Annotated in this window: 19 protein-coding genes; all 19 read left to right on the forward strand. The window is 61.3% G+C overall.

The features are described 5' to 3' along the window. Positions 1–3 precede the first annotated feature (3 nt). The 19 genes from dusB to DW754_RS04005 all read left to right on the forward strand — a co-directional run bounded on the left by dusB (position 4) and on the right by DW754_RS04005 (position 22,188). On the forward strand, positions 4–1,047 hold the full coding sequence (dusB, locus tag DW754_RS03915) for a tRNA dihydrouridine synthase DusB (protein ID WP_089573390.1): 1,044 nt from the start codon (positions 4–6) through the stop codon (positions 1,045–1,047). Between the two features lie 2 nt (positions 1,048–1,049). After that, positions 1,050–2,282 carry a radical SAM family heme chaperone HemW gene (gene hemW, locus DW754_RS03920; protein ID WP_089573389.1) on the forward strand — a complete coding sequence of 411 codons (1,233 nt, stop codon included), beginning with the start codon at positions 1,050–1,052 and terminating at the stop codon, positions 2,280–2,282. Between the two features lie 58 nt (positions 2,283–2,340). Next, entirely contained in the window at positions 2,341–3,444 is a 1,104-nt protein-coding gene (locus DW754_RS03925; protein ID WP_199408765.1) for a DnaJ domain-containing protein, read from the forward strand. Positions 3,445–3,525: 81 nt separating this feature from the next. Further along, positions 3,526–4,674 (forward strand): molecular chaperone DnaJ, encoded by a 1,149-nt coding sequence (dnaJ, locus tag DW754_RS03930; RefSeq protein WP_117758521.1) that lies wholly within the window; start codon positions 3,526–3,528, stop codon positions 4,672–4,674. Between the two features lie 9 nt (positions 4,675–4,683). Then, positions 4,684–5,976: a MiaB/RimO family radical SAM methylthiotransferase gene (locus tag DW754_RS03935; RefSeq protein WP_117758520.1), complete on the forward strand. Its 1,293-nt coding sequence runs from the start codon at positions 4,684–4,686 to the stop codon at positions 5,974–5,976. Further along, entirely contained in the window at positions 5,957–6,943 is a 987-nt protein-coding gene (locus DW754_RS03940) for a PhoH family protein (RefSeq protein ID WP_117758519.1), read from the forward strand. The genes DW754_RS03935 and DW754_RS03940 overlap by 20 nt, the downstream gene beginning before the upstream one ends. After that, complete coding sequence (gene ybeY, locus DW754_RS03945; RefSeq protein ID WP_117758518.1) at positions 6,940–7,449, forward strand: rRNA maturation RNase YbeY; 510 nt, start codon at positions 6,940–6,942, stop codon at positions 7,447–7,449. Before DW754_RS03940 ends, ybeY begins: the two co-directional genes overlap by 4 nt. Before the next feature lie 9 nt (positions 7,450–7,458). Further along, positions 7,459–7,836 (forward strand): diacylglycerol kinase family protein, encoded by a 378-nt coding sequence (locus tag DW754_RS03950; protein ID WP_022094706.1) that lies wholly within the window; start codon positions 7,459–7,461, stop codon positions 7,834–7,836. A gap of 12 nt (positions 7,837–7,848) precedes the next feature. Then, positions 7,849–8,916, forward strand: a complete 1,068-nt coding sequence (gene era / locus DW754_RS03955) for a GTPase Era (RefSeq protein ID WP_199411439.1) — start codon at positions 7,849–7,851, stop codon at positions 8,914–8,916. Positions 8,917–8,931: 15 nt separating this feature from the next. Next, complete coding sequence (gene recO, locus DW754_RS03960; RefSeq protein ID WP_117758517.1) at positions 8,932–9,681, forward strand: DNA repair protein RecO; 750 nt, start codon at positions 8,932–8,934, stop codon at positions 9,679–9,681. Positions 9,682–9,819: 138 nt separating this feature from the next. Next, the gene (rpsO, locus tag DW754_RS03965; protein ID WP_035138510.1) at positions 9,820–10,098 is read left to right on the forward strand and encodes a 30S ribosomal protein S15; all 279 of its coding nucleotides are present in this window, start codon (positions 9,820–9,822) and stop codon (positions 10,096–10,098) included. Positions 10,099–10,248: 150 nt separating this feature from the next. After that, positions 10,249–12,495 carry a polyribonucleotide nucleotidyltransferase gene (locus tag DW754_RS03970; protein WP_117758516.1) on the forward strand — a complete coding sequence of 749 codons (2,247 nt, stop codon included), beginning with the start codon at positions 10,249–10,251 and terminating at the stop codon, positions 12,493–12,495. A gap of 640 nt (positions 12,496–13,135) precedes the next feature. Then, on the forward strand, positions 13,136–14,806 hold the full coding sequence (locus tag DW754_RS03975) for a ribonuclease J (RefSeq protein ID WP_117758515.1): 1,671 nt from the start codon (positions 13,136–13,138) through the stop codon (positions 14,804–14,806). 1 nt (position 14,807) lies between these two features. After that, positions 14,808–17,585, forward strand: coding sequence for a DNA translocase FtsK (locus DW754_RS03980; RefSeq protein ID WP_233508847.1), 2,778 nt, complete (start codon positions 14,808–14,810; stop codon positions 17,583–17,585). Continuing rightward, positions 17,585–19,096, forward strand: coding sequence for a RodZ family helix-turn-helix domain-containing protein (locus DW754_RS03985; RefSeq protein ID WP_117758514.1), 1,512 nt, complete (start codon positions 17,585–17,587; stop codon positions 19,094–19,096). The genes DW754_RS03980 and DW754_RS03985 overlap by 1 nt, the downstream gene beginning before the upstream one ends. 26 nt (positions 19,097–19,122) lie before the next feature. Further along, positions 19,123–19,620: a YajQ family cyclic di-GMP-binding protein gene (locus tag DW754_RS03990; protein ID WP_117758513.1), complete on the forward strand. Its 498-nt coding sequence runs from the start codon at positions 19,123–19,125 to the stop codon at positions 19,618–19,620. A 27-nt stretch (positions 19,621–19,647) separates the two neighbouring features. Then, positions 19,648–20,997: a 30S ribosomal protein S12 methylthiotransferase RimO gene (gene rimO / locus DW754_RS03995; protein WP_117758512.1), complete on the forward strand. Its 1,350-nt coding sequence runs from the start codon at positions 19,648–19,650 to the stop codon at positions 20,995–20,997. A 99-nt stretch (positions 20,998–21,096) separates the two neighbouring features. After that, on the forward strand, positions 21,097–21,645 hold the full coding sequence (pgsA, locus tag DW754_RS04000) for a CDP-diacylglycerol--glycerol-3-phosphate 3-phosphatidyltransferase (protein ID WP_231500751.1): 549 nt from the start codon (positions 21,097–21,099) through the stop codon (positions 21,643–21,645). A gap of 12 nt (positions 21,646–21,657) precedes the next feature. After that, complete coding sequence (locus tag DW754_RS04005; RefSeq protein ID WP_117758511.1) at positions 21,658–22,188, forward strand: CinA family protein; 531 nt, start codon at positions 21,658–21,660, stop codon at positions 22,186–22,188. Positions 22,189–22,276 lie beyond the last annotated feature (88 nt).

Consider the following 22,276-nt stretch of genomic DNA (forward strand, 5'->3'; position numbering starts at 1 on the left):
TCTATGGTGCTTTCTGAATACAGCAAGCGGCTGCTGGGCGCCTATGCCGAGCAGCCGTTCCTTATGGCTCCCATGGCGGGTGTGACCGACCCTGCCTACCGCATCATGTGCCGCCGCCGCGGTGCCAACCTTGCCTACAGCGAGATGGTGAGCGTGGCAGGCCTTGCCTATGCCAGCAACAAAACGTGGCGCCTGGTGCTGCCGGCCGACGAGGAGCAGCAGATTTGCGTGCAGCTCTTTGGCTCCAAGCCCGATCAATTTGCGAGTGCCGTCGCCGCCGTCGAGGAGCGCGTTGGCGATCGCCTGTCGCTCATCGATATCAATATGGCATGTCCCGCCCGCAAGGTCGTTACCAAGGGCGAGGGCTCGGCGCTCATGCGCACGCCCGACCTGGCGGAGAAGATCGTCGAGGCGACGGTGGGCGCGGCGCACGTGCCCGTGACCGTCAAGATTCGCAAGGGCTTTTATGCTGAGGACCGTAATGCCGCGACGTTTGCCCAGATGCTCGAAGGCGCCGGTGCCGCCGCGGTGGCGGTGCATGGCCGCTGCGCCACGCAGCTCTATACGGGCCAGGCCGATTGGTCGGTCGTCGATGAGGTTGCCGACGCCGTTGAGATTCCCGTGATCGGTTCGGGCGATGTGTTCTCGGCTGAGGATGCGGCGGAGCGTCTGCGCAGCTCCGACGCCCGTGCCGTGTTTATCGCGCGCGGTATCTATGGCAATCCTTGGGTGTTCGGCGATGCTCGCGCCCTTGCGTTCGACGCCACGCCGGTGCCGTCTCGCACCTCGGTCGAGCGTCTGGATGCCCTGCGCGAGCACCTGACGCTTACGCACGAGCTGTTGCCGCTCATGTCGCGTGCCCGTACGTACGCAAGCTGGTATCTCAAGGGCATGCCCCATGCTGCCGCCTGGCGCGCCCAGGTGGTGCGCTGCTCCACATACGAGGAGTTCATGGCGTTGGTCGATGATATCGAGCGCGATGTGGTGGCCTGCGAGGCCGCACTTGCAGCTGGCGAGTCGGTGCCCGCCCATCCGCTGGAGGCCTAAGGGTGGCCGTTACCGCACTGTATGTGCACGTACCGTTTTGCGCTCAAAAATGCCGCTATTGCGACTTTGACTCGCGCAGCTTTGCCCCGTGCGACCTGGACGCTGCGCTCAATGCCTATTTTGAGCAGTTGTATGCGCGGCTCGATGCCTTTGGCAACGCTGGGGCACTCAGGCAGATCCGCACAGTCTACGTAGGCGGCGGCACGCCGTCGCTGGCAGGGGAGCGCCTGGTAGAACTTGCCCGTCGTATCTCCATGTGGTGCAAGCCCGTTGAGTTTACCTGCGAGGCCAATCCCGAGTCGCTGACTGCTGAGCTCGCCACCGCGCTTGCCGAGGCGGGCGTCACGCGCATCTCTCTGGGCGTGCAAACCCTCGACAATACCGAGCTGGCTGCTATTGGCCGCATTCACGATGCTAATCGGGCACTTGCGGCTATCGCGACGGTGAAGGACGCTGGCCTCGATGTGTCGTGCGACCTGATGTGCGGCCTTCCCGGGCAGACGGCCGCAAGCTGGCGGAGCACGCTCGATGGCGTGCTGGCGGCGGCGCCGCATCATGTATCGGTGTACCCGCTCACGCTCGAGGAGGGGACGCCCCTTTATCGCATGGCGTGCCGCGACGAGTCGCTTGAGCCTGATGAGGATTTTCAGGCCGCATGCATGGACGTGGCACGCGAGCTCCTGGGTGCGGCCGGTTATCACCCCTATGAGGTGGCAAGCTATGCGCTCGACGGCCATGAGTGCGCCCATAACATTGCCTACTGGACCGGACGGGGCTACCTGGGCCTGGGTCGTTCTGCCGCGGGTATGCTCGATGCCGAGGATTTCGACCGTCTTGCAGGTTTGTTCCCCGGCGTGTCTGCTCGAGGCGATGCGTACCGTGTGCGTCTGGTGCAACGCGACGATGACGCGACGGCGTTCGAGGCCGAATATCTGTCGCAGCGCGAGGCTGTCGCCGAAGACTTGATGCTCGCTTGTCGCATGACGCGCGGTGTTGCGTCCGACCTGTTGGCTCGTGCAGCTTGCGTCATCCCAACGGGCGAGCTGGCAGCTGCCTGCGATCGTGCGCTCGAATTGGATCTTGCCACTTGGGTGCCCGAGACGCTCTGGGGTCATGAGGGACCCTTCACTACGGCAGATGTCGTCGCGGGCCATGTTCGAGCTCGTCTGGCGCCGACCCATCTGGGCTGGCTCGATGGAAATGTTCTGTTCGAGCTGTTTTGGGATCTAGCTTAGGCCGCTCGGGTAGAATTACCGGAATATATACGCTGCTGTGAGCAGGAGGTTGCCGCGCATGGCGACGATGAACGAAAAAGATTACTACGAGATTCTGGGTGTCTCCAAGGACGCCACCTCGCGTGATATTCAAAAGGCCTTCCAGCAAAAGGCCCGTAAGCTCCATCCGGACGTCAACAAAGAACCGGATGCCGAGGAAAAGTTTAAAGAGGTTTCCGAGGCCTACGCCGTGCTTTCGGATGAGCAAAAACGTGCGCGCTACGACGCCATGCGATCTGGCAATCCCTTTGCCGGTGCTCCTACGGCTTCGCCCTATGGTGGCGGCTACGCCGGCAGCACGGGCTATGGCAATCCCTTTGAGGGCGGCTTTCCCTTTGGTGGCGCCTGGGGCCAGCAGCGTCGCGGGCAGGCTGCCTACAATCCCGAGAACGGCGCCAACGTGGTCGTCGATATCAAGCTCGACGCCAAGGAGGCCAAGAGCGGTGCCCACAAGACCGTTCGATATACCCGCTTTGACACCTGCGGGCATTGTGGCGGATCGGGCTCCGTTTCTTCAGAGCATGCCCACACCTGTCCGAGCTGCGGTGGCCGCGGCCACATCGACGTCGACCTGTCCTTCCTGTTTGGTGCGGGCACGTTCCAGTCGGTCTGCCCCGAGTGCGGCGGTTCCGGTAAGGTCGTGGCCGACCCCTGCCCCGATTGCGGTGGCAGCGGGCGAACCCGTGTGACCTCCGAGCAGACGATTGAGTTTCCTGCCGGCACGCACGATGGCGACGAGGTCCGCATTAGCGGCATGGGCCACGCAGGCACTAACGGTGCCGCGGGCGGCGACCTGGTCGGCCGCGCCCATGTTGAGGCCGAGCGCTTGGAAGGCAAAGCTCGTACTGGCTTTTACCTGATGGGCATTGTGGCGCCGTTTTTGGTGCTGTCGGCCATCTCGGGCGTGTTCTCGGCCTTTGCCATGATGTGCTTTATTCCGTTTGCCATGGGCCTGTTCATGGTGCTCTCGGACGGCGTGCTTCATCGCAGCCTGCTGTGGTGGAAACGCGGCGCGATGCAGTTTGCCAACGGTTTTGCCAACGGCTTCATGTTCGCACTCGTGTCGGTTTGGTTTGCGAGCTGCTCGCAGCGTGCCATGCTTTCGCCGTACGGAATGTACTAACATCAAACCCTCTGTTTGCGGCCGCCCCAGCTTGGGTATAGGACGCACTGTGACAATAATGAAAGTCGGAAGGATTCGGTCGTGTCGGAAAATAGGGATTACTACGAGGTACTTGGCGTCGAAAAGGATGCCGACGCGCGGACGATTAAGCGCGCGTTTCTAAAGAAGGCCCGTACCGTACACCCGGACGTTTCGGACGACCCCGAGGCCGAGGCCAAGTTCAAAGAGCTCAACGAGGCATATTCCGTTCTTTCCGATGAGCAGAAGCGTGCAAACTACGACCGCTACGGCACCGCGGACGGCCCTGGTGGTTCGGGCTATGTCGACATCAACGATATCTTTGGTGGCATGGGCATGGACGACCTGTTCTCGTCGTTCTTTGGCGGTGGCGCCGGTGGTGGCGCCCGCAGCCGTCGTGAGCGTCGTCGCGGACGTGACATGGCCATCTCGCTTTCGGTGACGCTCGAGGAGGCGGCACTCGGCTGCAAAAAGACTATCAGCTATGATCGCCTTGCTCCTTGCGAGGACTGCAACGGTACCGGTAGGGCCGAGGGTGCACAGGAAAAGCAGTGCAGTCGCTGCCACGGTACGGGCTACGTTACGACGGTTCAGCGATCGTTTTTGGGCCAGGTTCAGTCTTCCTCGCCTTGCCCCGACTGCCATGGCGAGGGCACGGTTATCGACCATCCCTGCGAGACCTGCGACGGTCAGGGCCGCACGCCTTCGCACGAAAAGATCGACATCGATATTCCCGCCGGCGTTTCGACCGGTCGCCAGCTGCGTGTGAGCGGCTTTGGCGAGGCCGGCCTTCGCGGCGAGCCTTCTGGCGACCTGATTGTCAACGTGCGCGTTGCCGACCATGAGCGCTTTAAGCGCAACGGTGACGACCTGTACCTGGTGAGCGATATCTCGATTGCGCAGGCTGCGCTCGGCTGCGAGATCGAGGTCGAGGGCATTATGCCCGACGAGGTCGTTAAGGTGACGGTTCCCGCCGGCGCCCAGTACGGCGACACCGTGAGCGTCAATAATTACGGCATGCCGCGCATTGGCGGTGGCGGTTCGCGTGGCCGCCTGATCGTGCAACTGCGCGTGGTCGTTCCCACCAATCTTTCCAATAAGCAACGCGAGCTGCTCCGTGCTTTTGCCGATGAGATGGGCGATGACGTCGCTTCCGGTAAGAAGTCGGTGACCGACCGTATCAAGAGTGCCCTCGACGATATCCTCGATTAAGGAGCCCGCGTGCTCGCACCCCATATTTCCGTCGTCAACCTCGGCTGCCGTGTCAACCGGGTTGAGTCTGACCGTATCACTGCCGATCTTATGCGCCTGGGCTTTGCTATTGTGGAGCCCCAGGATGCCGATTTGATCGTCATTAACACCTGTGCCGTTACGGGCGAGGCTGAGGCCAAGACCCGTAAGGCCGTCCGTCATGCGCTGGCCCATCCAAATGAGCCCTATGTGCTCGTGACCGGTTGCGTGGTCAATTTGCATCCCGAGGAGCTGTTGGAGCTTTCGGATCGCGTGATCGCCGAGCCGTCCAAGATCGATGTCGCCGAACGTGTCTGCGAGGTGCTGGGCGTTGAGTCCGATAGCGTTCCCGCCTGCAGCGATGGCGAGGTGGTCGATGCGCTCGGTCGCTCTCGCCTGGGCGTGAAGATCCAGGACGGCTGCAACCATCGCTGTACCTATTGCATTGTGTGGAAGGCGCGCGGCCCCGAGCGCTCCGTGCCCGTCGAGTCCGTGCTTGAGCAAGTTCGCGAGGCCCAGGAGGCCGGCGTGCCCGAGGTGGTGCTGACCGGTGTGAACCTGGGTGCCTACGATGGCAAGAGCGCGACCGACGAGCATGTCGAAATCGATGAGCTGCTCGAGGCCATCATGGAGCGCACGACTATTGCGCATGTGCGCATTTCCTCGGTCGAGCCCATGGATATCTCTGAGCGCCTGCTTAAGGTTATGGCGCGCTATCCGCAGCGTATCGCCCCGTTTTTGCACCTGCCCGTGCAGTCCGGCTGTACGGCGACCTTGCATCGCATGGGTCGTCCCTATAGTGCGGAGGCCTTTGAGGACACGGTGCGTATGATTCGCGCCATCCTGCCGCAGGCGTCTCTTTCGTGCGACGTCATCGTCGGTTTTCCTGGTGAGACGGACGAGGAGTTCGAGGAGTCGCTGGCGCTGTGCCGCCGCGTGGGGTTCTCGCGTATGCACGTGTTCCGCTACAGTAAGCGTCCCGGTACCCTTGCTGCCGACATGCCCGACCAGGTGCCGCCCGAGGCTATGGCCGAGCGCAGCCGCCGTATGCGAGACACGGCGCAGGAGCTCGCTATTGCCGATGCCCGCCGTCGCGTGGGTACCGTCGAACGCGCCGTGCTTGAGTACGGTGACAATTTGACGCTCGGCTCGTTCCATCATGCCCGTCTTGACGATACCTGTGGACTTACAGCCCCGTGCCTGCTCGATGTTGCTATCATCGGAGTCGATGATTCCGGCTTGGTCCATGCGCGCAGGGAGGTCCATGGAAGCCTCGAAGATTAGACTTACCGTTCCCGAGGGAGTTGATCCCTCGCGTGTTTTGGGCGCCGGCGACGGCGTCCTTCGTGCGCTCGAGAGCTTGGTTCGCGCTCACGTGGTCGCCCGTGGCGATAGGATCTCCGTAAGCGGCGACCCGGACGAGGTCGAGCTCGTGGCTCGCTTTTTCGAACATGCTTTTCGCGAGGCGGCGGCCGGTCGTACCCTGTCTGCCGACGATGTCTCGCGTTGCCTGGCCGTCTTGCGCGACGGTGAGCACGAGGCTACATCGCTTCGCGATGATGTGCTGCTTTCGTATCGCGGCCGTGCCATTCGCCCCAAAACGCTCGGACAAAAGCGCTATGTTGACGCCATCCGCTCGCATACCATCACGTTTGGCCTAGGTCCCGCCGGTACCGGTAAGACCTATCTAGCTATGGCCCTCGCCGTCGCCGCGCTCAAGCGTCACGAGGTGTGTCGTCTGATCTTGGCGCGTCCGGTTGTCGAGGCGGGGGAGAACCTGGGCTTTTTGCCCGGTACCCTCGAGGAAAAGATCGATCCCTACATGCGTCCACTCTACGACGCCCTTTTTGACATGATGGATCGCGAACGCACCGATGAGCTTATGGAGCGCGGCGTGATTGAGATCGCCCCGCTTGCCTACATGCGCGGCCGTACGCTGAGCGATGCCTTCGTGGTGCTCGACGAGGCCCAAAATACCACGCCCGAGCAGATGAAGATGTTCCTGACGCGCCTGGGCTTTAACTCCAAGTTTGTGATTACCGGCGACCTGAGCCAACGTGACCTGGTGGGTCGTCGCGGCGGTCTTGCTGACGTTGAGCGGATTTTGGGCCGTGTCGACGATGTCGCATTCTCTCACCTCGAGCGTGCCGACGTGGTACGTCATGCCTTGGTTGGGCGTATCGTCGAGGCATACGATGCTTATGATGATGTACGCGAGAAGCGCGTGCACGACCGAAAGGAGTCCCGTTGAGTGTATTGATCAGCAACGATGCCGAGCTCGATACGCTGCTCGACGCGCAGGAGGTAGAGCACATCTGCGAGGTTGTGCTTGCCGCCGAGGGCGTTAAGCGTGAAGTTGAGATTTCCCTTTCGTATGTCGATGAAGACGAGATGCACGAGCTCAACCACGAGTGGCGCGGTATCGACCGCACCACCGATGTCCTCTCGTTTGAATGTGACTCGGCCTTTGACGAGGATATTCCCGCCGACGAGACGCTCGAGCTCGGCGATATCATCCTGGCCCCGCAGGTCATTGCCCGTCAGGCCCCCGGCTTTGGCAATAGTCCTGCCGACGAGTGCCGCCTGATGCTCGTGCATGGCATTCTGCACCTGCTGGGCTATGACCACATTGATGACGACGAGGCCGAGGTCATGGAGGCCCGCGAGGACGCCATCCTGCGCGATCTGGCGCTCGAGCGCGGCGAGGACCCCAAGCTGGTCCACGTCGGTCCCATCACCAATCACGCCCACGACTAGGAGCCGTCTATGATTCCCGGATCGAACAAGGACCATCCGTCCTTCTTAAAGTCGTTCTCCTACGCCATGGAGGGCTTCGTCACCGCCGTCAAGACCGAGCGCAACATTAAGGTCATGCTTGTGGCGGGCGTGTGCACCGTCATCGCCGGCTGCATCGTGGGACTCGACATTGCCGAGTGGGCTACGGTTATCATCTGCTGTGGCCTGGTGATTCACGGCGAGCTGTGCAACACCGCCATGGAGGCGATTGTCGACCTGGCGACCCAGGAGCTCCATCCGCTGGCAAAGCGTGCGAAGGATATCGCCGCCGCCTCCGTATACGTACTTTCCATCACCGCCGCGATTGTGGGCTTGCTGGTATTTGCCCACGCGCTCGACTTTATTTAGAAAGGGATTTCCATGTCCGACAATATGCTGCCTATCGATGAAACTCTGGACGACGAGTCCCTGGATGTGGTGGATGCCGAGGAGTTCGAGGAAGTCGAGGAGTTTGACCCGTTTGAGGGCATGAGTGACGAGGAACTCGACGCCCTGTGCGACGAGGACGATGGCCTCGCGGGCTTTGGCGACGTTGAACCCGGTTTCCGCAGCGGCTTTGTGGCCCTGGTCGGCCGCCCCAACGCCGGCAAGTCCACGCTGCTCAACGCCTGCTATGGCAAAAAGGTCGCCATCACCTCGCCGGTGGCCCAGACGACCCGCCGCCGCATGCGCGCCGTCGTCAACCGTCCCGGCTACCAGCTGGTCTTTGTCGATACCCCGGGTATCCACAAGCCCAAGGACGGTCTGGGATCCGAACTCAACAAGAGCGCGCTGTTCGAGCTGAACGATGTCGATGTCGTCGCGTTTTTGATTGATGCCACCAAACCGATCGGCAGGGGAGACGCCTGGGTTGCCGAGCGAGTCAGATGCGCTCGTTCCAAGAAGGTCCTGGTGCTCACCAAGGCCGATGAGGCCGATCCCGCACAGGTCATGGAGCAGCTTAAGGCCGCCCACGAGCTCATGGAATATGACGACGAGATCGTGACGTCGTCGGTCAAGAACTTCAACGTCGATGCCTTTATCGAGACCGTTGCTCACTTTTTGCCCGAGGGTCCGCGTTGGTTCCCCGAGGACATGGGTACCGACGCTTCCGACGAGACGCTCGTTGCCGAGTTTGTGCGCGAGAAGGTCTTGCGCCGCACCCGTGATGAGATTCCGCACTCCGTTGGCGTGATCTGCGATGCGCTCGAGCAGACCAAGAAGGTGTTGCGCGTGCACGCCACCATTTACGTCGAGCGCGAGGGCCAAAAGGGCATCATCATCGGCAAGGGCGGCGAGATGATCAAGCATATCGGTATCGACGCCCGTCGCGATCTTGAGCGCATCTTTGACACGCAGGTCTTTTTGGAGCTGGACGTGAAGGTCAAGGCCGGCTGGCGTGACGACGAGGCCCAGATTCGCCGCTTTGGCTACAACGCCGAGGACTAAGGGCGCGCGGCACGCATGGCAGGCTCCCGGACATATCGCACGAAGGTGCTCGTTCTCGACAAGACGAAGCTCAAAGAGACGGACCTGATCCTGACGATGCTTGACGAGCGGGGTCGGCAGGTTCGTGCCGTGGCAAAGGGCGCCCGTAAACCCGGTGGGCGCCTGGCTGCGCGCTGCGAGCTGTTCTGTACCGTCGATATGCTGCTCGCGCATGGGCGGTCGCTCGACGTGGTTTCCCAGGCCGAGCTTATGGAGGCGCCGCTCGGCGCAGCACCCGATTACGAGACGACCTGCGCCGCAAGCGCGATCGCCGAGGTCGCGCGCGTGTGCTCGTTCGAGGATGCCGAGGACCCGTTTACCTTTGCCATCACGCAGCGAGCGCTTGCTCTGGTGGGCAGCGGGCTCGACACGGCGCATATGGATCTGCTTGTGGCGGCATATGTGTTTAAGCTGCTATCGCACGTTGGCTACCGACCCGATTTTTCGGCCTGCGTACTGTGCGGAGACCCCATGCTGTCGTATTTTTCGCCCCAGGCCGGCGGGCTCATGTGCGGCTCGTGCGCGTCGAGCGTTCCGGGTGCCGAGCTGGTATCGACCGGTGAGGTCGCATGGCTGCGTGCCCTTATGTCCATGACTTTCGATGCGCTCATGGCCGAGAGGATCGATTCCCATACTGCCGCCTTTTTGTTGGGGCTTTCGCACGTCTGGGCGGCAACACATGCCGATCAGCGCCTCCGTGCGATGGAATTCATGTTGGGTCGGTGATGATGCGCAGGCGCGGGTTGCTTGTGGTAACATACCGACCTGTTGGTACCTCGACCTTGGATGCTCGCTCCACCGGCGGCTTCCCAGTCCGAGGCGAATAGTGTCGCCCGCGGGCGACAAGAAACGAAAGGTGAAACAATGACTGTTTCCAAAGAGCGCAAGGCTGAGCTGACTGCCCAGTTCGGTAACACCCCGGTCGACACCGGCAACCCCAAGGTTCAGGTCGCCATCCTGTCCGAGCGCATCAAGGAGCTGACCGAGCACATGAAGTCCCACCAGAAGGACTTCCACACCCGTCGTGGCCTGCTCATGCTCGTCGGCCGTCGTCGTCGTCTTCTCTCCTACATCAAGAAGAACGACATCGTCGAGTACCGTGAGCTCATCAAGGCTCTGGGCATCCGCGACAACATCCAGTAAGGATTTGTACATGCTAAGAGCGTCCTGCGCAGCGGGGCGCTCTTTTTGTGTAAGGGCGCGAACAATCACGCTCTGAAGCGTGGCGGGGGCAGGGGGCCCGCGTCACATGAGGAGCCTGCAGGCAAGGGGCCTGCGGGGTAAAGGAGAACAATGACACTCGTATCCAAGACCTTTGAGCTGTACGGCAAGACCTACACCTTTGAGTCGGGCGAGCTTGCCAAGCAGGCCACCGGCGCCTGCCTGGTCAAGCAGGGCGACACCACGATGCTCGACACCGTGGTCGTCTCCAAGGAGCGCAAGAACTACGACTTCTTCCCGCTGACCGTCGACTTCAACGAGAAGATGTACGCCGCCGGCCGCATCCCGGGTGGCTACCTCAAGCGTGAGGGCCGTCCCAGTGAGAAGGCCACGCTCACCGCGCGCATGATCGACCGTCCGATTCGCCCGAGCTTCCCGGACGGCTTCCGCAACGAGGTGCACATCGTCGCTACCTCGCTCGTCGCCGACCAGGTCAACCCCTTTGACGTCATCAACGTCATGGGTGCCTCCCTGGCCATGACGCTCGGCGGCGTGCCCTTCGAGGGCCCGCTTGCCTGCGTGCGCATCGGCCGTAACGTGGAGACCGGCGAGTTTATCGTCAACCCCACCTACGAGGAGCGCGAGAACTCCGACCTGGACCTGGAGCTGGGCGGCTCTGCCGACTTCATCTCGATGGTCGAGGCCGGCGCCGAGGAGATCTCCGAGGACGACATGCTCGCTGCCATGAAGTTTGGCCAGGAGGCCCTTGCTGCTTTCTGCCAGGCTCAGGACGAGTTCGTCGCCGAGTGGGAGCAGGTCAACGGCCCCATCGTCAAGAAGGAGTACCCGCTAGATCAGCCCGTCGAGGAGGTCCAGGAGCGCATCTTCGCCCACTACGACGAGATGGCAGCCGCCCTGCGCGACGCCGACAAGCTCTCCCGTATCGGCAAGGTCGAGGCTCTGAAGGAGTCCATCCGTGCCGAGTTTACCGAGGAGGAGCAGGCCGCTTGGGAGCGCGAGATCCCCGTGGCGCTCAAGAAGCTCGAGAAGAAGGCTATGCGCACCATGGTCGTCGAGACTGGTGAGCGCGTTGACGGTCGTGCCGCCGATGAGATCCGTCCCATCATGGTGAAGGACAACTACCTGCCGCTCGTTCACGGCTCCGGCCTGTTCCAGCGCGGCCAGACGCAGGTGCTCTCCGTCCTGTCGCTCGGCATGCTCAACGAGGGCCAGCGTCTGGATACCATCGAGCCCACCGAGGGCAAGCGCTACATGCACCACTACAACTTCCCGCCGTTCTGCACCGGCGAGACCGGCCGTATGGGCAGCCCCAAGCGCCGCGAGATCGGCCATGGCAACCTGGCCGAGCGCGCCCTGCTTCCGGTGCTTCCCGACGAGAACGAGTTCCCCTACGCGATCCGCGTCGTCTCCGAGGTCATGGAGTCCAACGGCTCCTCTTCGATGGCTTCGACCTGCGGCTCTACGCTCGCCCTTATGGACGGCGGCGTGCCCATTAAGCGCCCGGTCTCCGGTATCGCCATGGGCCTGATCCAGGAGGAGGGCAAGACCGTGGTCCTGTCCGATATCCAGGGTCTCGAGGACTTCCTGGGCGACATGGACTTTAAGGTCACCGGCACCACCGAGGGCATTACCGCTCTGCAGATGGACAATAAGGCCACCGGCCTTACCTTCGACATTCTGGCCCGCGCTCTGCAGCAGGCCAAGGAGGGTCGCGCCTTCATCCTGCAGAAGATGCTCGATGTGATCCCCGAGCCGCGTCATACCACGCGCAGCACCGCTCCGCGCATCGTCTCCATCCAGGTTCCGACCGATAAGATCCGCGACGTCATCGGTTCCGGCGGTAAGGTCATCCGCGGCATCCAGGACGAGACCGGCGCTTCGGTTGACATCCAGGAGGACGGCACCGTCTTTGTCGGCGGCACCGGCGAGTCCGTGGACCAGGCCGTCGAGCGCATCAAGCTCATCATCAAGGTTCCCGAGCCGGGCGAGGAGTACACCGGTCGCGTGGTCTCCATCCAGCCCTTCGGCGCCTTCGTGAACCTGCTGCCCGGTAAGGACGGCCTGCTTCACATCTCCCGCGTTGCCAAGGGCCGCGTGGAGAAGGTCGAGGACGTTCTCAATGTGGGCGACGAGGTCAAGGTCGTCGTCATCGAGGTCGACGATCGCGGCAAGATCTCGCTCGATCGTCTTGACAAGCCCGAGGCCCCGGCTCGCGCCGAGGGTACCTCCGAGGGCGACGGCGAGCACTTCCAGCGTCGTGAGCGTCCGCGTCGCGAGCGCTCCGAGCGCAGCGACCGTCCGCGCCGTCCCGGCGACAACGGAGGCCGCAAGCCCCGCCGTCACCACGACGCCGAGTAACAGCCGTACATAACCAGCACCGCAAGGGCGACTCCGGACAGGGGTCGCCCTTTTGCTTGCGCCCGGGAGGGCCGCATATGAAGTTTCCTGCTCTACAGTCCTGCGCAAGATGGAAAGCACATTAAGTGCTTTCCTTTGCGTGCGGAACTCGCGATAAACTTCATATGCGGCCCTCCCGGGCGCAAGCAAAAGGACTGGTTAGTGCCGCTCGCTATTTAGTTAGACAGTCTATTCAGTAGTCAGATTTCAGATCTGTAGATAGCCGCAGCAGCATCTTCCCAGATAAAACCGACCAAAATAAACCTGTCCCTTTTTGGCAGGTTTCCCGTGGGGCGGGCACTGATGAAGTTTATCGCGAGTTCCGCACGAACAGGAGGCCACTTAATGTGGCCTCCGTCGTGAGCAGGACTGTAGAGCAGGAAACTTCATCAGTGCCCGCCCCACGGGAAACCGGCGGGATAGACCGGTTTGGATGGGGCTTTGATGCATGGGTGGTCTGTTGGTGGGCAAATGGGTATCATACTGTGGTTATTGCATCGACTCTGTGATGCATGTTTGTACGTTCCCGACGGTCGGTTTGCCAGAAGCGCCCCGTCGGTTGTTCCAGACCCGTTTCGAAGAAAGGAAACCACACTAACCTATGGCAGCTAAAAAAACATCTCCCTTGAAGATCATCCCGCTCGGCGGTCTTGACGGCATCGGCAAGAACATGACGGTCTTCGAGTGCGGCGACGACATGGTGCTCGTCGACGCCGGTCTCATGTTCCCGGATGACTCCCAGCCCGGTATCGACCTGGTGCTTCCCGACTACACCTATGTTCTAGAGAACGAGGAGAAGCTCCGCGGTATCGTCGTCACCCACGGCCACGAGGACCACACCGGTTCGCTTCCGTATCTGCTGCAGGACCTCAACAATAAGGTGCCCATCTTCTCGAGCAAGCTGACGCTTGGCTTTATCGAGGGCAAGCTTTCCGAGTTCCGCATCCGCGCACCCAAGTTCCGCGAGGTCAAGGGCGGCAGCCATGTCAACCTCGGCGGCATCTCGCTCGACTTCTTCTCGATGACGCACTCCATCCCCGGCGCTCTGGGCGTGTTCATTCGCACCAACCAGGGCACCGTTATGCACACCGGCGACTTTAAGCTCGACCAGACGCCCATCGACGGCGTCACGCCCGACTATGCCGCTATCAGCCGCTTTGCCAAGCAGGGCATCGACCTGCTGCTTTCCGACTCCACCAATGCCACGGTTCCCGGCTTTACCAAGTCCGAGGCCGAGGTTGGTCCCAACCTGCTGCACGCCATCAAGAACGCCCCGGGTCGCGTGTTCGTCGCATCGTTCTCGAGCCACATCCATCGTTTGCAGCAGATCTGCGATGCCGCCCGCAAGTGCGGCCGTAAGGTCGTTGTGACCGGTCGCTCCATGCTCACGAACACCCGCGTGGCGCGCGAGCTCGGTTATCTCAACATCGATGATGCCGATATCATCGATGCCTTCGATATTGATAACCTGCCTGACGACAAGATCGTCGTCATGTGCACTGGTTCGCAGGGCGAGCCGCTGTCGGCCCTGTCTCGCATGGCCAATGGCGAGCACAAGACGCTCTCCATTCACGAGGGCGATACCGTTATCCTCTCGGCAACTCCTGTTCCCGGCAATGAGAAAGCCGTCCAGCAGGTCGTCAACAGCCTGGCCAAGCTCGGCTGCGACGTGTGGGATAAGAACCGCGCTCTCGTCCACGTCTCCGGTCACGGTAGCCAGGAGGAGCTCAAGCTCCTGATGGCCATGGCCAAGCCCACGTACTTTATGCCGGTTCACGGTGAGGCCGTGCATCTACGCGCCCATGCCCAGCTGGCCCGTAAGATGGGTCTCAAGGACGATCATATCTTTATCCTCGATAACGGCGACACGCTCGAGATGCGCGGCGGTATCGTCAAACGCGGTACGCCCGTCGAGTCCGGCGTCGTCTATGTCGACGGCCTGCGCATCGGCGATACCGACCCCATCGTCCTGCGCGATCGCCAGAAGCTCGCCAACGACGGTATGGTCACGGCCGTTGCCATCGTCTCCCTCAAACACAAGAAGATCGAGGCCATCGAGTTCTCGGGCCGCGGCGTCTCGTTTGCCATCGACGACCAGTTCTCCGAGGATGCTTCCGCGTCCATTATGAAGACGATCGAGAAGGGTAAGTTTAGCTTTACCAGCAGCGGTTCCGATGCCATTCGCAAGGCCGTGCGCGATTCGCTCTCTAACTTTATCTGGAGCCGTACGCGCACCCGTCCGATGATCATCCCGGTCGTCATGGAGGTTTAGTTTGGCGCGCGGATCTGCACAAAACGCCAAAGTCAATAAGGCCAACAACCAACCGGCATCTGCTAAGGGTGCCGGTTCCCATCTGCGTGCCAATAAGGGCCACGAGTCCGAGTTTGATGAGTTTGAGCCCTTGGTCGAGCCTTCGGCCAATCGCGATATCGCCGGTGTGGTCATCGCCGTTTTGGCGATCGCGTCCTTCATTGCCGTGATCTCTCCGGCAACAGCGCCCGTGACGGCTGCGGTTGCCGGTTTCTACCACCTGGGCTTTGGTCTGGGCGCCTACGTGCTGCCGATCGTCATCTTGCTGTTTGCCGCCACGCTCTTTTTGGGTGAGGACTCGCCGCTCAACGTGCGCTCTGTTGCGGGCGGCGCCTTGGTCTTTATCGCCGTCGTCTCCATTCTTTCGCTGATGGTGCCGGGCACGAGCGATTCGTGCGACCTTATGTTTACGCCGCAGAACCTTTCCGTGTCGGGCGGCTACATTGGCGCCTTTATCGCAAGTGCCTTGCAAAACGCCCTGGGTAAACCTATCGCCATGGTTGTCTTGCTGGGGCTTGTCGTCGTTGGTTTGGTCATTATCGGCTTTTCGGTGGGTGGCGTTTTGCGCTCCGCACGCGATCGCGCTGCCGATTTTGCCGAGCGTCGACGTGCCGATGTCAATGCGAGCCCGTGGGGCGATGAAGAGGCCCTGTCGGTTCCCGGCGTCGCCCGTCCGCACCTTAGCATTCTGCGCCAGAAGGGGACTGACGCCGCGGTGACCACGGTCATGGGTGGCGATGTCGACCCGGTTTTGGATGACGACGAGGACGAGGATCCGTTTGTTGACGTGTCCGATGCCGTGGATGCCGAGCGGGCCAAGACCACGCTGCTGCCGCGTCGCCATGTCAAGAAGGGCAAGGCTGCGCCTAAGCTTAATACGAGTGAGCCCGACCCATCTTGGTCCGATAGCGAGATTGAGCTTACCGAGGGCGATGACGAGGACGACGAGGCTCCGATTGAGACCGCAAAGACAACTTTGCTGCCGCGTCGCCATGCAAAGCGCGGCCAGGTAACCGGCCAGCTTTCGATGGAAGACGACCCCGATAAGATTGACGAGTCCGAGCCGCCGTTTGCCGTGAATCCCGTCTCGGCCGCACCTCAGATTCCCGACTTCCTGAAGCATCCCAAGGTTGCCGATGCGCCTGCCACGAGTGCTATCGAATCGGCTGCGGCTCGTGATGGGGGAGTGGACGACGGCGCCGCAGATAACGAGGGCGAAGAAGAGGACGGCCTCAAGCTTCCGCCGCTCGAAATCCTGCATGCCAACCCGCAGTCGGCTTCCGCTGCGTCTTCGGACAAGGAGCTGGAGCAGACCGCTGAGTCACTGCAATCCACCTTGCTTGAGTTTGGCCGCAGTGCCCGCGTGGTCGGCTGGATCGCCGGCCCCACGGTGACGACCTTTAAGCTGCAGCCCGGTGAGGGCGAGCGTGTGAGCAAAATCTCGAGCCTCGAGGACGATATCGCGCTTTCGCTCGCTGCCCAGTCGGTGCGTATCTTTGCCCCGATCCCCGGCACCTCGCTCGTGGGCATCGAGATTCCCAACCGCAAGCGCCAGAACGTCAATCTGGGCGACGTGCTGCCCTATGTGAAGGGCGGTCCGCTCGAGCTCGCCATCGGCCGCGACGCCGAGGGCACGCCGGTTGTCGCCGACCTCGCCAAGATGCCTCACCTGTTGATCGCCGGTACGACCGGTTCTGGTAAGTCGGTGATGATCAATTCCATCATCACGACCTTGCTCATGCGCGCCCTTCCCGAGGACGTTCGCCTGATCATGGTCGACCCCAAGCGTGTCGAGCTTGCGGGCTATAACGGTCTGCCGCATCTCTATGTGCCCGTGGTGACCGAGCCCAAGCAGGCCGCGAGCGCTCTGCAATGGGCTGTGTCCGAGATGGAGCGTCGCCTGAAGGTCTTCGAGCGTCTCAACGTGCGTAAGATCTCGACCTACAACGAAAAGCAGGCTGCTGGCGAGTTTGAGCATTACGACAATCCGCCGCAAAAGATGCCCTACCTTGTCATTATCATTGACGAGCTCTCTGACCTGATGATGGTCGCCGGTAAGGATGTCGAGGCCTCGATCGTGCGTATTGCACAGCTGGGCCGTGCCGCCGGTATTCATCTTATCGTTGCCACGCAGCGCCCCAGCTCCAACGTGGTGACGGGCCTCATCAAGGCCAACATCACCAACCGCATCGCCTTTAACGTCGCCACGGGCATCGACTCGCGCGTCATCATCGACCAGATGGGCGCCGAGAAGCTCACCGGTTTGGGCGACATGTTGTTCTCCAAGGTCGACTGGGGCAAGCCCCGCCGTATCCAGGGCTGCTTTGTCTCGGATGATGAGATCAACGAGATTGTCGAGTTCGTCAAGTCGCAGAGTGAGCCAGACTACCACGAGGAGATCCTGTCTGCCGTGGCGCCCGCTTCCATGTCCATGGCGGGTGGCGGAGGCATTGTCCGCACCGGAGTAACCGAGCCGCAAGACGATGATCCACTCATTTGGGAAGCCGCCCATATTGTGGTGGAATCGCAGCTTGGCTCCACATCTGGCCTGCAACGTCGTCTGAAGGTTGGCTATGCGCGTGCCGGGCGTATTATGGACATGCTGGAAGAAAAGGGTGTCGTCGGCCCGCCCGACGGTTCCAAGCCGCGCGAGGTCCTTTTGGACGAGGAGGGGCTTGCCGCGCTGGAATCTGTCGACGCCGAGATGGCACGTGAAGATCGTGAGTTTGGAGGATTCTGATGGCTGCACGCTTTGGTGACATGCTGCTCGAGCAGCGTCGCCGAATGGGCCTTTCCATTCAGCAGGTCGCCAACACCATCAAAATCAGGCCGCAGATCATCGAGTTTTTCGAGACCGGTAACTTTGCTTCGATGCCGCCGCGCGGCTATGCGCAGGGCATGATTTCGAGCTATGCTCGTTTTTTGGGCCTCAATCCGCGCGAGGTCGTCAATGCCTACTTTGACGACCTGATGGCATACGAACGCGAGACGTCGCAGCAGGGCGGTCGTTTTCAGGACGCCGCCGGCTATGTCAATTCGCGTTCCTCTGTCGATAACGGGCGCTTCCTGATGGTTCAGGGTGGTCGCTCAACGCGTTATGGTCAGCGTCCGCAGCAGGCTGGCTATATTACCGAGACGGGTTCGGGCGAGGAGATTCGCTCACAGCGTGACCGGTTCCGCAGTACGCCGATGCCCGAGGACCGTGCACTTCCCGCTGCCCGCGGCGTGGCGCGTGACCCTCGTGCCGGCTACGGCGACGGCGGCTATTCCGATCGCGGTCACCGTGGTATCTCCACCGGACGTTCTCGCAGTGGCTATGCGGACGCCGATGCCACGCAGGTGACGCCGCGTCTTCGCTCTCAATCACAGCCGTATGGCCAGCGCTCTTCGGCTCCGCGTGCGGGCCAGCGTGGCTATCAAGGCTGCGGTGAACTTGCGCCCCGCTCGGGTCAGCGCAGCCTTCAGGGCCAGGGTGGCTATCGCGGCCGTTCCGACAGCAATCGTGGTCGTATGCCTCAGGGAGGCGGCCGCAGCAGTTCCAGTCGTGGACGCGGCGGTTCCCGTACTCCTCAAAACAACGGTCTCGATCCGCGTATCGTCTACGCCGGCATCGGTGCCGTGGCGTTGCTGCTGATCGTGCTCATCGTGGTACTTCTGCGCGGCTGCGCATCTTCGACGCCCGAGACCACGCCCGAGACGCCCACTGCTACCAAGACGACGCCCAAGAAGTCTTCTAAGAAGACCGAAACGGTCGACGAGGACGAAGACACCGATGAGGCGACGGATGAGTCGACCGATTCGGACGCCACCAAGACGACGGCTAAAAAGGAAGAAAACGAGGTAACGAAGGTCAAGGTCTCCGTTGCCAAGGGAAAGACCGCCTGGATTGAGGTCAAGGTCGATGGCAAGTCGGTCTATGGCGCCCAGGCGACTGGCCCCTTTGAGCAGGAGTACACGCCTGAGTCCTCGATCGAGATCACCACGTCCAAGCCTTCCGATGTCACCGTTACCAAGAACGGCGAAAAGGTCCGTTACGATACCAAGACCTCGGGCGTGGCGCGTGTGACGATCACCGTTCCCAAGAAGGAGACGACTGGTTCCGAGAATGGTGAAAGTTCTGATGGTACCGACACCACCGATGGTGCCGACACCACCGACGGCACCGATGCCCAGTCCACGGATGGCGCCGATACCGCAACTGACGGCCAGACGCCCACCGATTCTACCGACTATTCGTACGATAGCTACTAAGCCGCTCGTACGCGAAAGGAAACATCATGGCTAAAGATTCCAGCTTCGACGTCGTGTCCGAGGTCAACATGCAAGAGGTCGACAACGCCTTCCAGCAAACCACGCGTGAGATTTCCCAGCGCTATGACCTGAAGGATTCCGGCGCCACGATCGAGCTTTCGAAGGGCGACAAGCTCTTTACGATCAACGCCCCGGCCGACTTTGTCTCCAAGCAGATTATCGACGTGCTGAGCTCCAAGCTCATCAAGCGCGGCATCGACCTCAAGGCTGTCTCGTGGGATGCTCCGCAGGCGGCATCGGGCGGCACCGTGCGCGTGCTCGGCCATATCGTCGAGGGTATCGACCAGACGACCGCCAAGAAGATCAACAAGGACATCAAGGACCAAAAGCTCAAGGTCAAGGTGACTATCGAGGCCGACAAGCTGCGTGTTTCCTCTGCTTCGAAGGACGCGTTGCAGACCGTGATCCAGTTCCTGCGCGACCAGGACTACGGCCAGCCGCTGCAGTTCACCAACTACCGCTAATATCATTCGAAAGGACTGCTCTCCAACATGGATACACCGTTGGGCTCCGTGCTCTACATCACCCTCGGGTGCGCTAAGAACGAGGTTGACACCGACCGCATGCGTTCTCTTTTGACCGCCGCGGGCTACGAGGAGGCATTCGACTCACAGGATGCCGATATCGCCATCGTCAATACATGCTCGTTCCTCGCCTCCGCAACGTCCGAGAGCATCGAGACCACGCTCGAGCTCGCCAACGAGGTTCAGGACGGCGTTCGTTCTTGTCCCATCGTCATGTGCGGCTGTGTGCCGTCGCGCTATGGCGACGACCTGCCTGACGAGCTGCCCGAGGTCGCTGCCTTTGTGAAGGCCGACGAGGAGGACGGCATCGTGGCGGTCATCGATGGCGTGCTGGGTGTCGAGCGTGAGATCGCTGCCTATATTCCGCAAGTAAAGCGCACTGTCGAGGGCGCTGTTGCTTACGTCAAGATTTCCGATGGCTGCAACCGCTTCTGCAGCTTCTGCATGATCCCCTATATTCGCGGTCGCTATCATTCGCGCAATGCCGAGAGCATTATCTCCGAGGTACGCGACCTGGTTGCCGGCGGTGTGCGCGAGATCGTGCTGATTGGCCAGGACACGGGTATTTGGGGCACCGACTTTGCCGACGAAGACGTCACCGATGGCTCGCCGCGCAATCTGGCGCAGCTGCTGCATGCCGTCGCCGAGGCCGTGCGCCCGCACAACGTCTGGGTCCGCGTGCTCTATCTGCAGCCCGAGGGCATGACCGACGAGCTTATCGATACGATTCGCGATACGCCCGAGGTGCTGCCTTATATCGATATCCCCGTGCAGCACTGCGACGCGCGCATCCTCAAGGCTATGCGCCGTTCTGGTTCGCGCCAGGAGCTCGAGGACCTGTTCCGCGATCTGCGTGAGCGTATCCCCGGCATCGTGATCCGTTCCACGGCCATGGTCGGCTTCCCGACCGAGACCGACGACGAGTTCCGCGACCTTATCGACTTTATGGACACCGTCGGCTTTGACTACACGAGCGTCTTTGCCTACTCGCAGGAGGAGGGCAGCCTGGCCGCCAAGATGGAGGGTCAGGTCGATGAGGAGGTCAAGCTCGAGCGCGCCCAGGAGGCCATGGACCTGGCCGAGTCGCTCGGTTTTGCCGCCACCGCCGCACATGTGGGCGAGCGCGCCCAGGTGATCGTCGACGGCATCGAGGAGACCGAGGACGGCGCCGAGCTGATCGGCCATGCTTGGTTCCAGGCGCCCGATTCCGATGGCGCGGTGCACTTGGACGCCAGCGAGGCGTCCGTGGGCGATATTCTGACGGTCGAGTTTACCGATAGCTTCTGCTATGAGCTTATCGGCCATGTTGTGGAGTAGGAGAGCATCGTGGCAAACGAGAGCAATAAGGAACTGACGAGTGTTTGGACGCCCGCCAACATCGTGACGTGCGTTCGCATCGTCTTTATCCCGGTGTTCATGATCGTGTCGGCGCTTTCTCACACGAGTGTTGCCGGTACAGATTGGAGCACCTTCGACGGCCCGCTCGCCGCCGCTGCCTTCATTCTGTATGTTATCCTGTCGTGCACCGATAAGGTCGACGGTTATCTGGCGCGCTCGCGCAACGAGATTACCGATTTCGGTAAGTTCTTGGACCCCATCGCCGATAAGCTGCTGGTGTTCTCGGCTCTGCTGCTGTTCTTGGATTTTGGCGCTGTGACCGTGTGGTCCGTGTTCATTATCCTGTTCCGTGAGCTTCTGGTGAGCGCCCTTCGCATGGTCGCGAGTGCCGCCGGCGTGGTCGTTGCCGCCGATAAGCTTGGCAAGTACAAGACGGCGACTACGATGGTCTCCATCTGCGGTTACCTGTGCGTCTTTGCGATGGCCGGCTTGCACCTTGGCCCGCTGGCGCTGACGCTCGGCATCTACTCGGTGTCGCGCTTCCTGTACGCCGTTGCCGTTGTCCTGACCGTTATCTCGGGCGCCCAGTACTTCTGGAACTGCCGCAAGATCGTCTTTTCGGTCTAGGTCCTGGTGGGTATGACGGACTCTTTTGAGCAGATTTCCGCACATAACGAGGAGCTGGCGCGTCATATTGTCGAGCGCGCGAGCGCTCGGGGCGTGACGGTTTCGACGGCTGAGTCGCTGACGGCAGGTATGATCGCCTCGACGATTGCCGATATCCCGGGCGCCTCGGCGGTGCTGCGTGGCGGTGCGGTGACCTACTGCGATGAGATCAAGCATCGCGTTTTGGGCGTTGATCAGGAGACGCTCGACCGCTATACCGCGGTGTCGCATCAGACCGCGCGCGAGATGGCGGCGGGTTCGCTGGAGCTGTACCAGAGCGATATTGCAGTGAGCGCAACGGGTTATGCCGGCCCCGGCGGCGGCACTGAGGACGATCCGGCTGGCACTTTCTATATTGGCTGGGCGTATCGCGCGGCTGATGGGGAAGTGCCGGTCGTGGACTCTGTGCGCTGCCACTATGAGGGCGACCGTTCGTGTGTTCGTGCCCATGCGGTCGCGGAGGCATTGGGACGCATTGTCCTTGTGCTTAACTCTATGGAATAGACGTGTTTTAAGGGGCCTTCGGGCCCCTTAATTGTGGAGATGGGGACCCCTGACGAATTTAGCGTTTGCGCTGGTCATAGGTGTATTT

The sequence above is a fragment of the Collinsella sp. AM29-10AC genome (genome assembly GCF_003469085.1).
Taxonomy (GTDB): domain Bacteria; phylum Actinomycetota; class Coriobacteriia; order Coriobacteriales; family Coriobacteriaceae; genus Collinsella.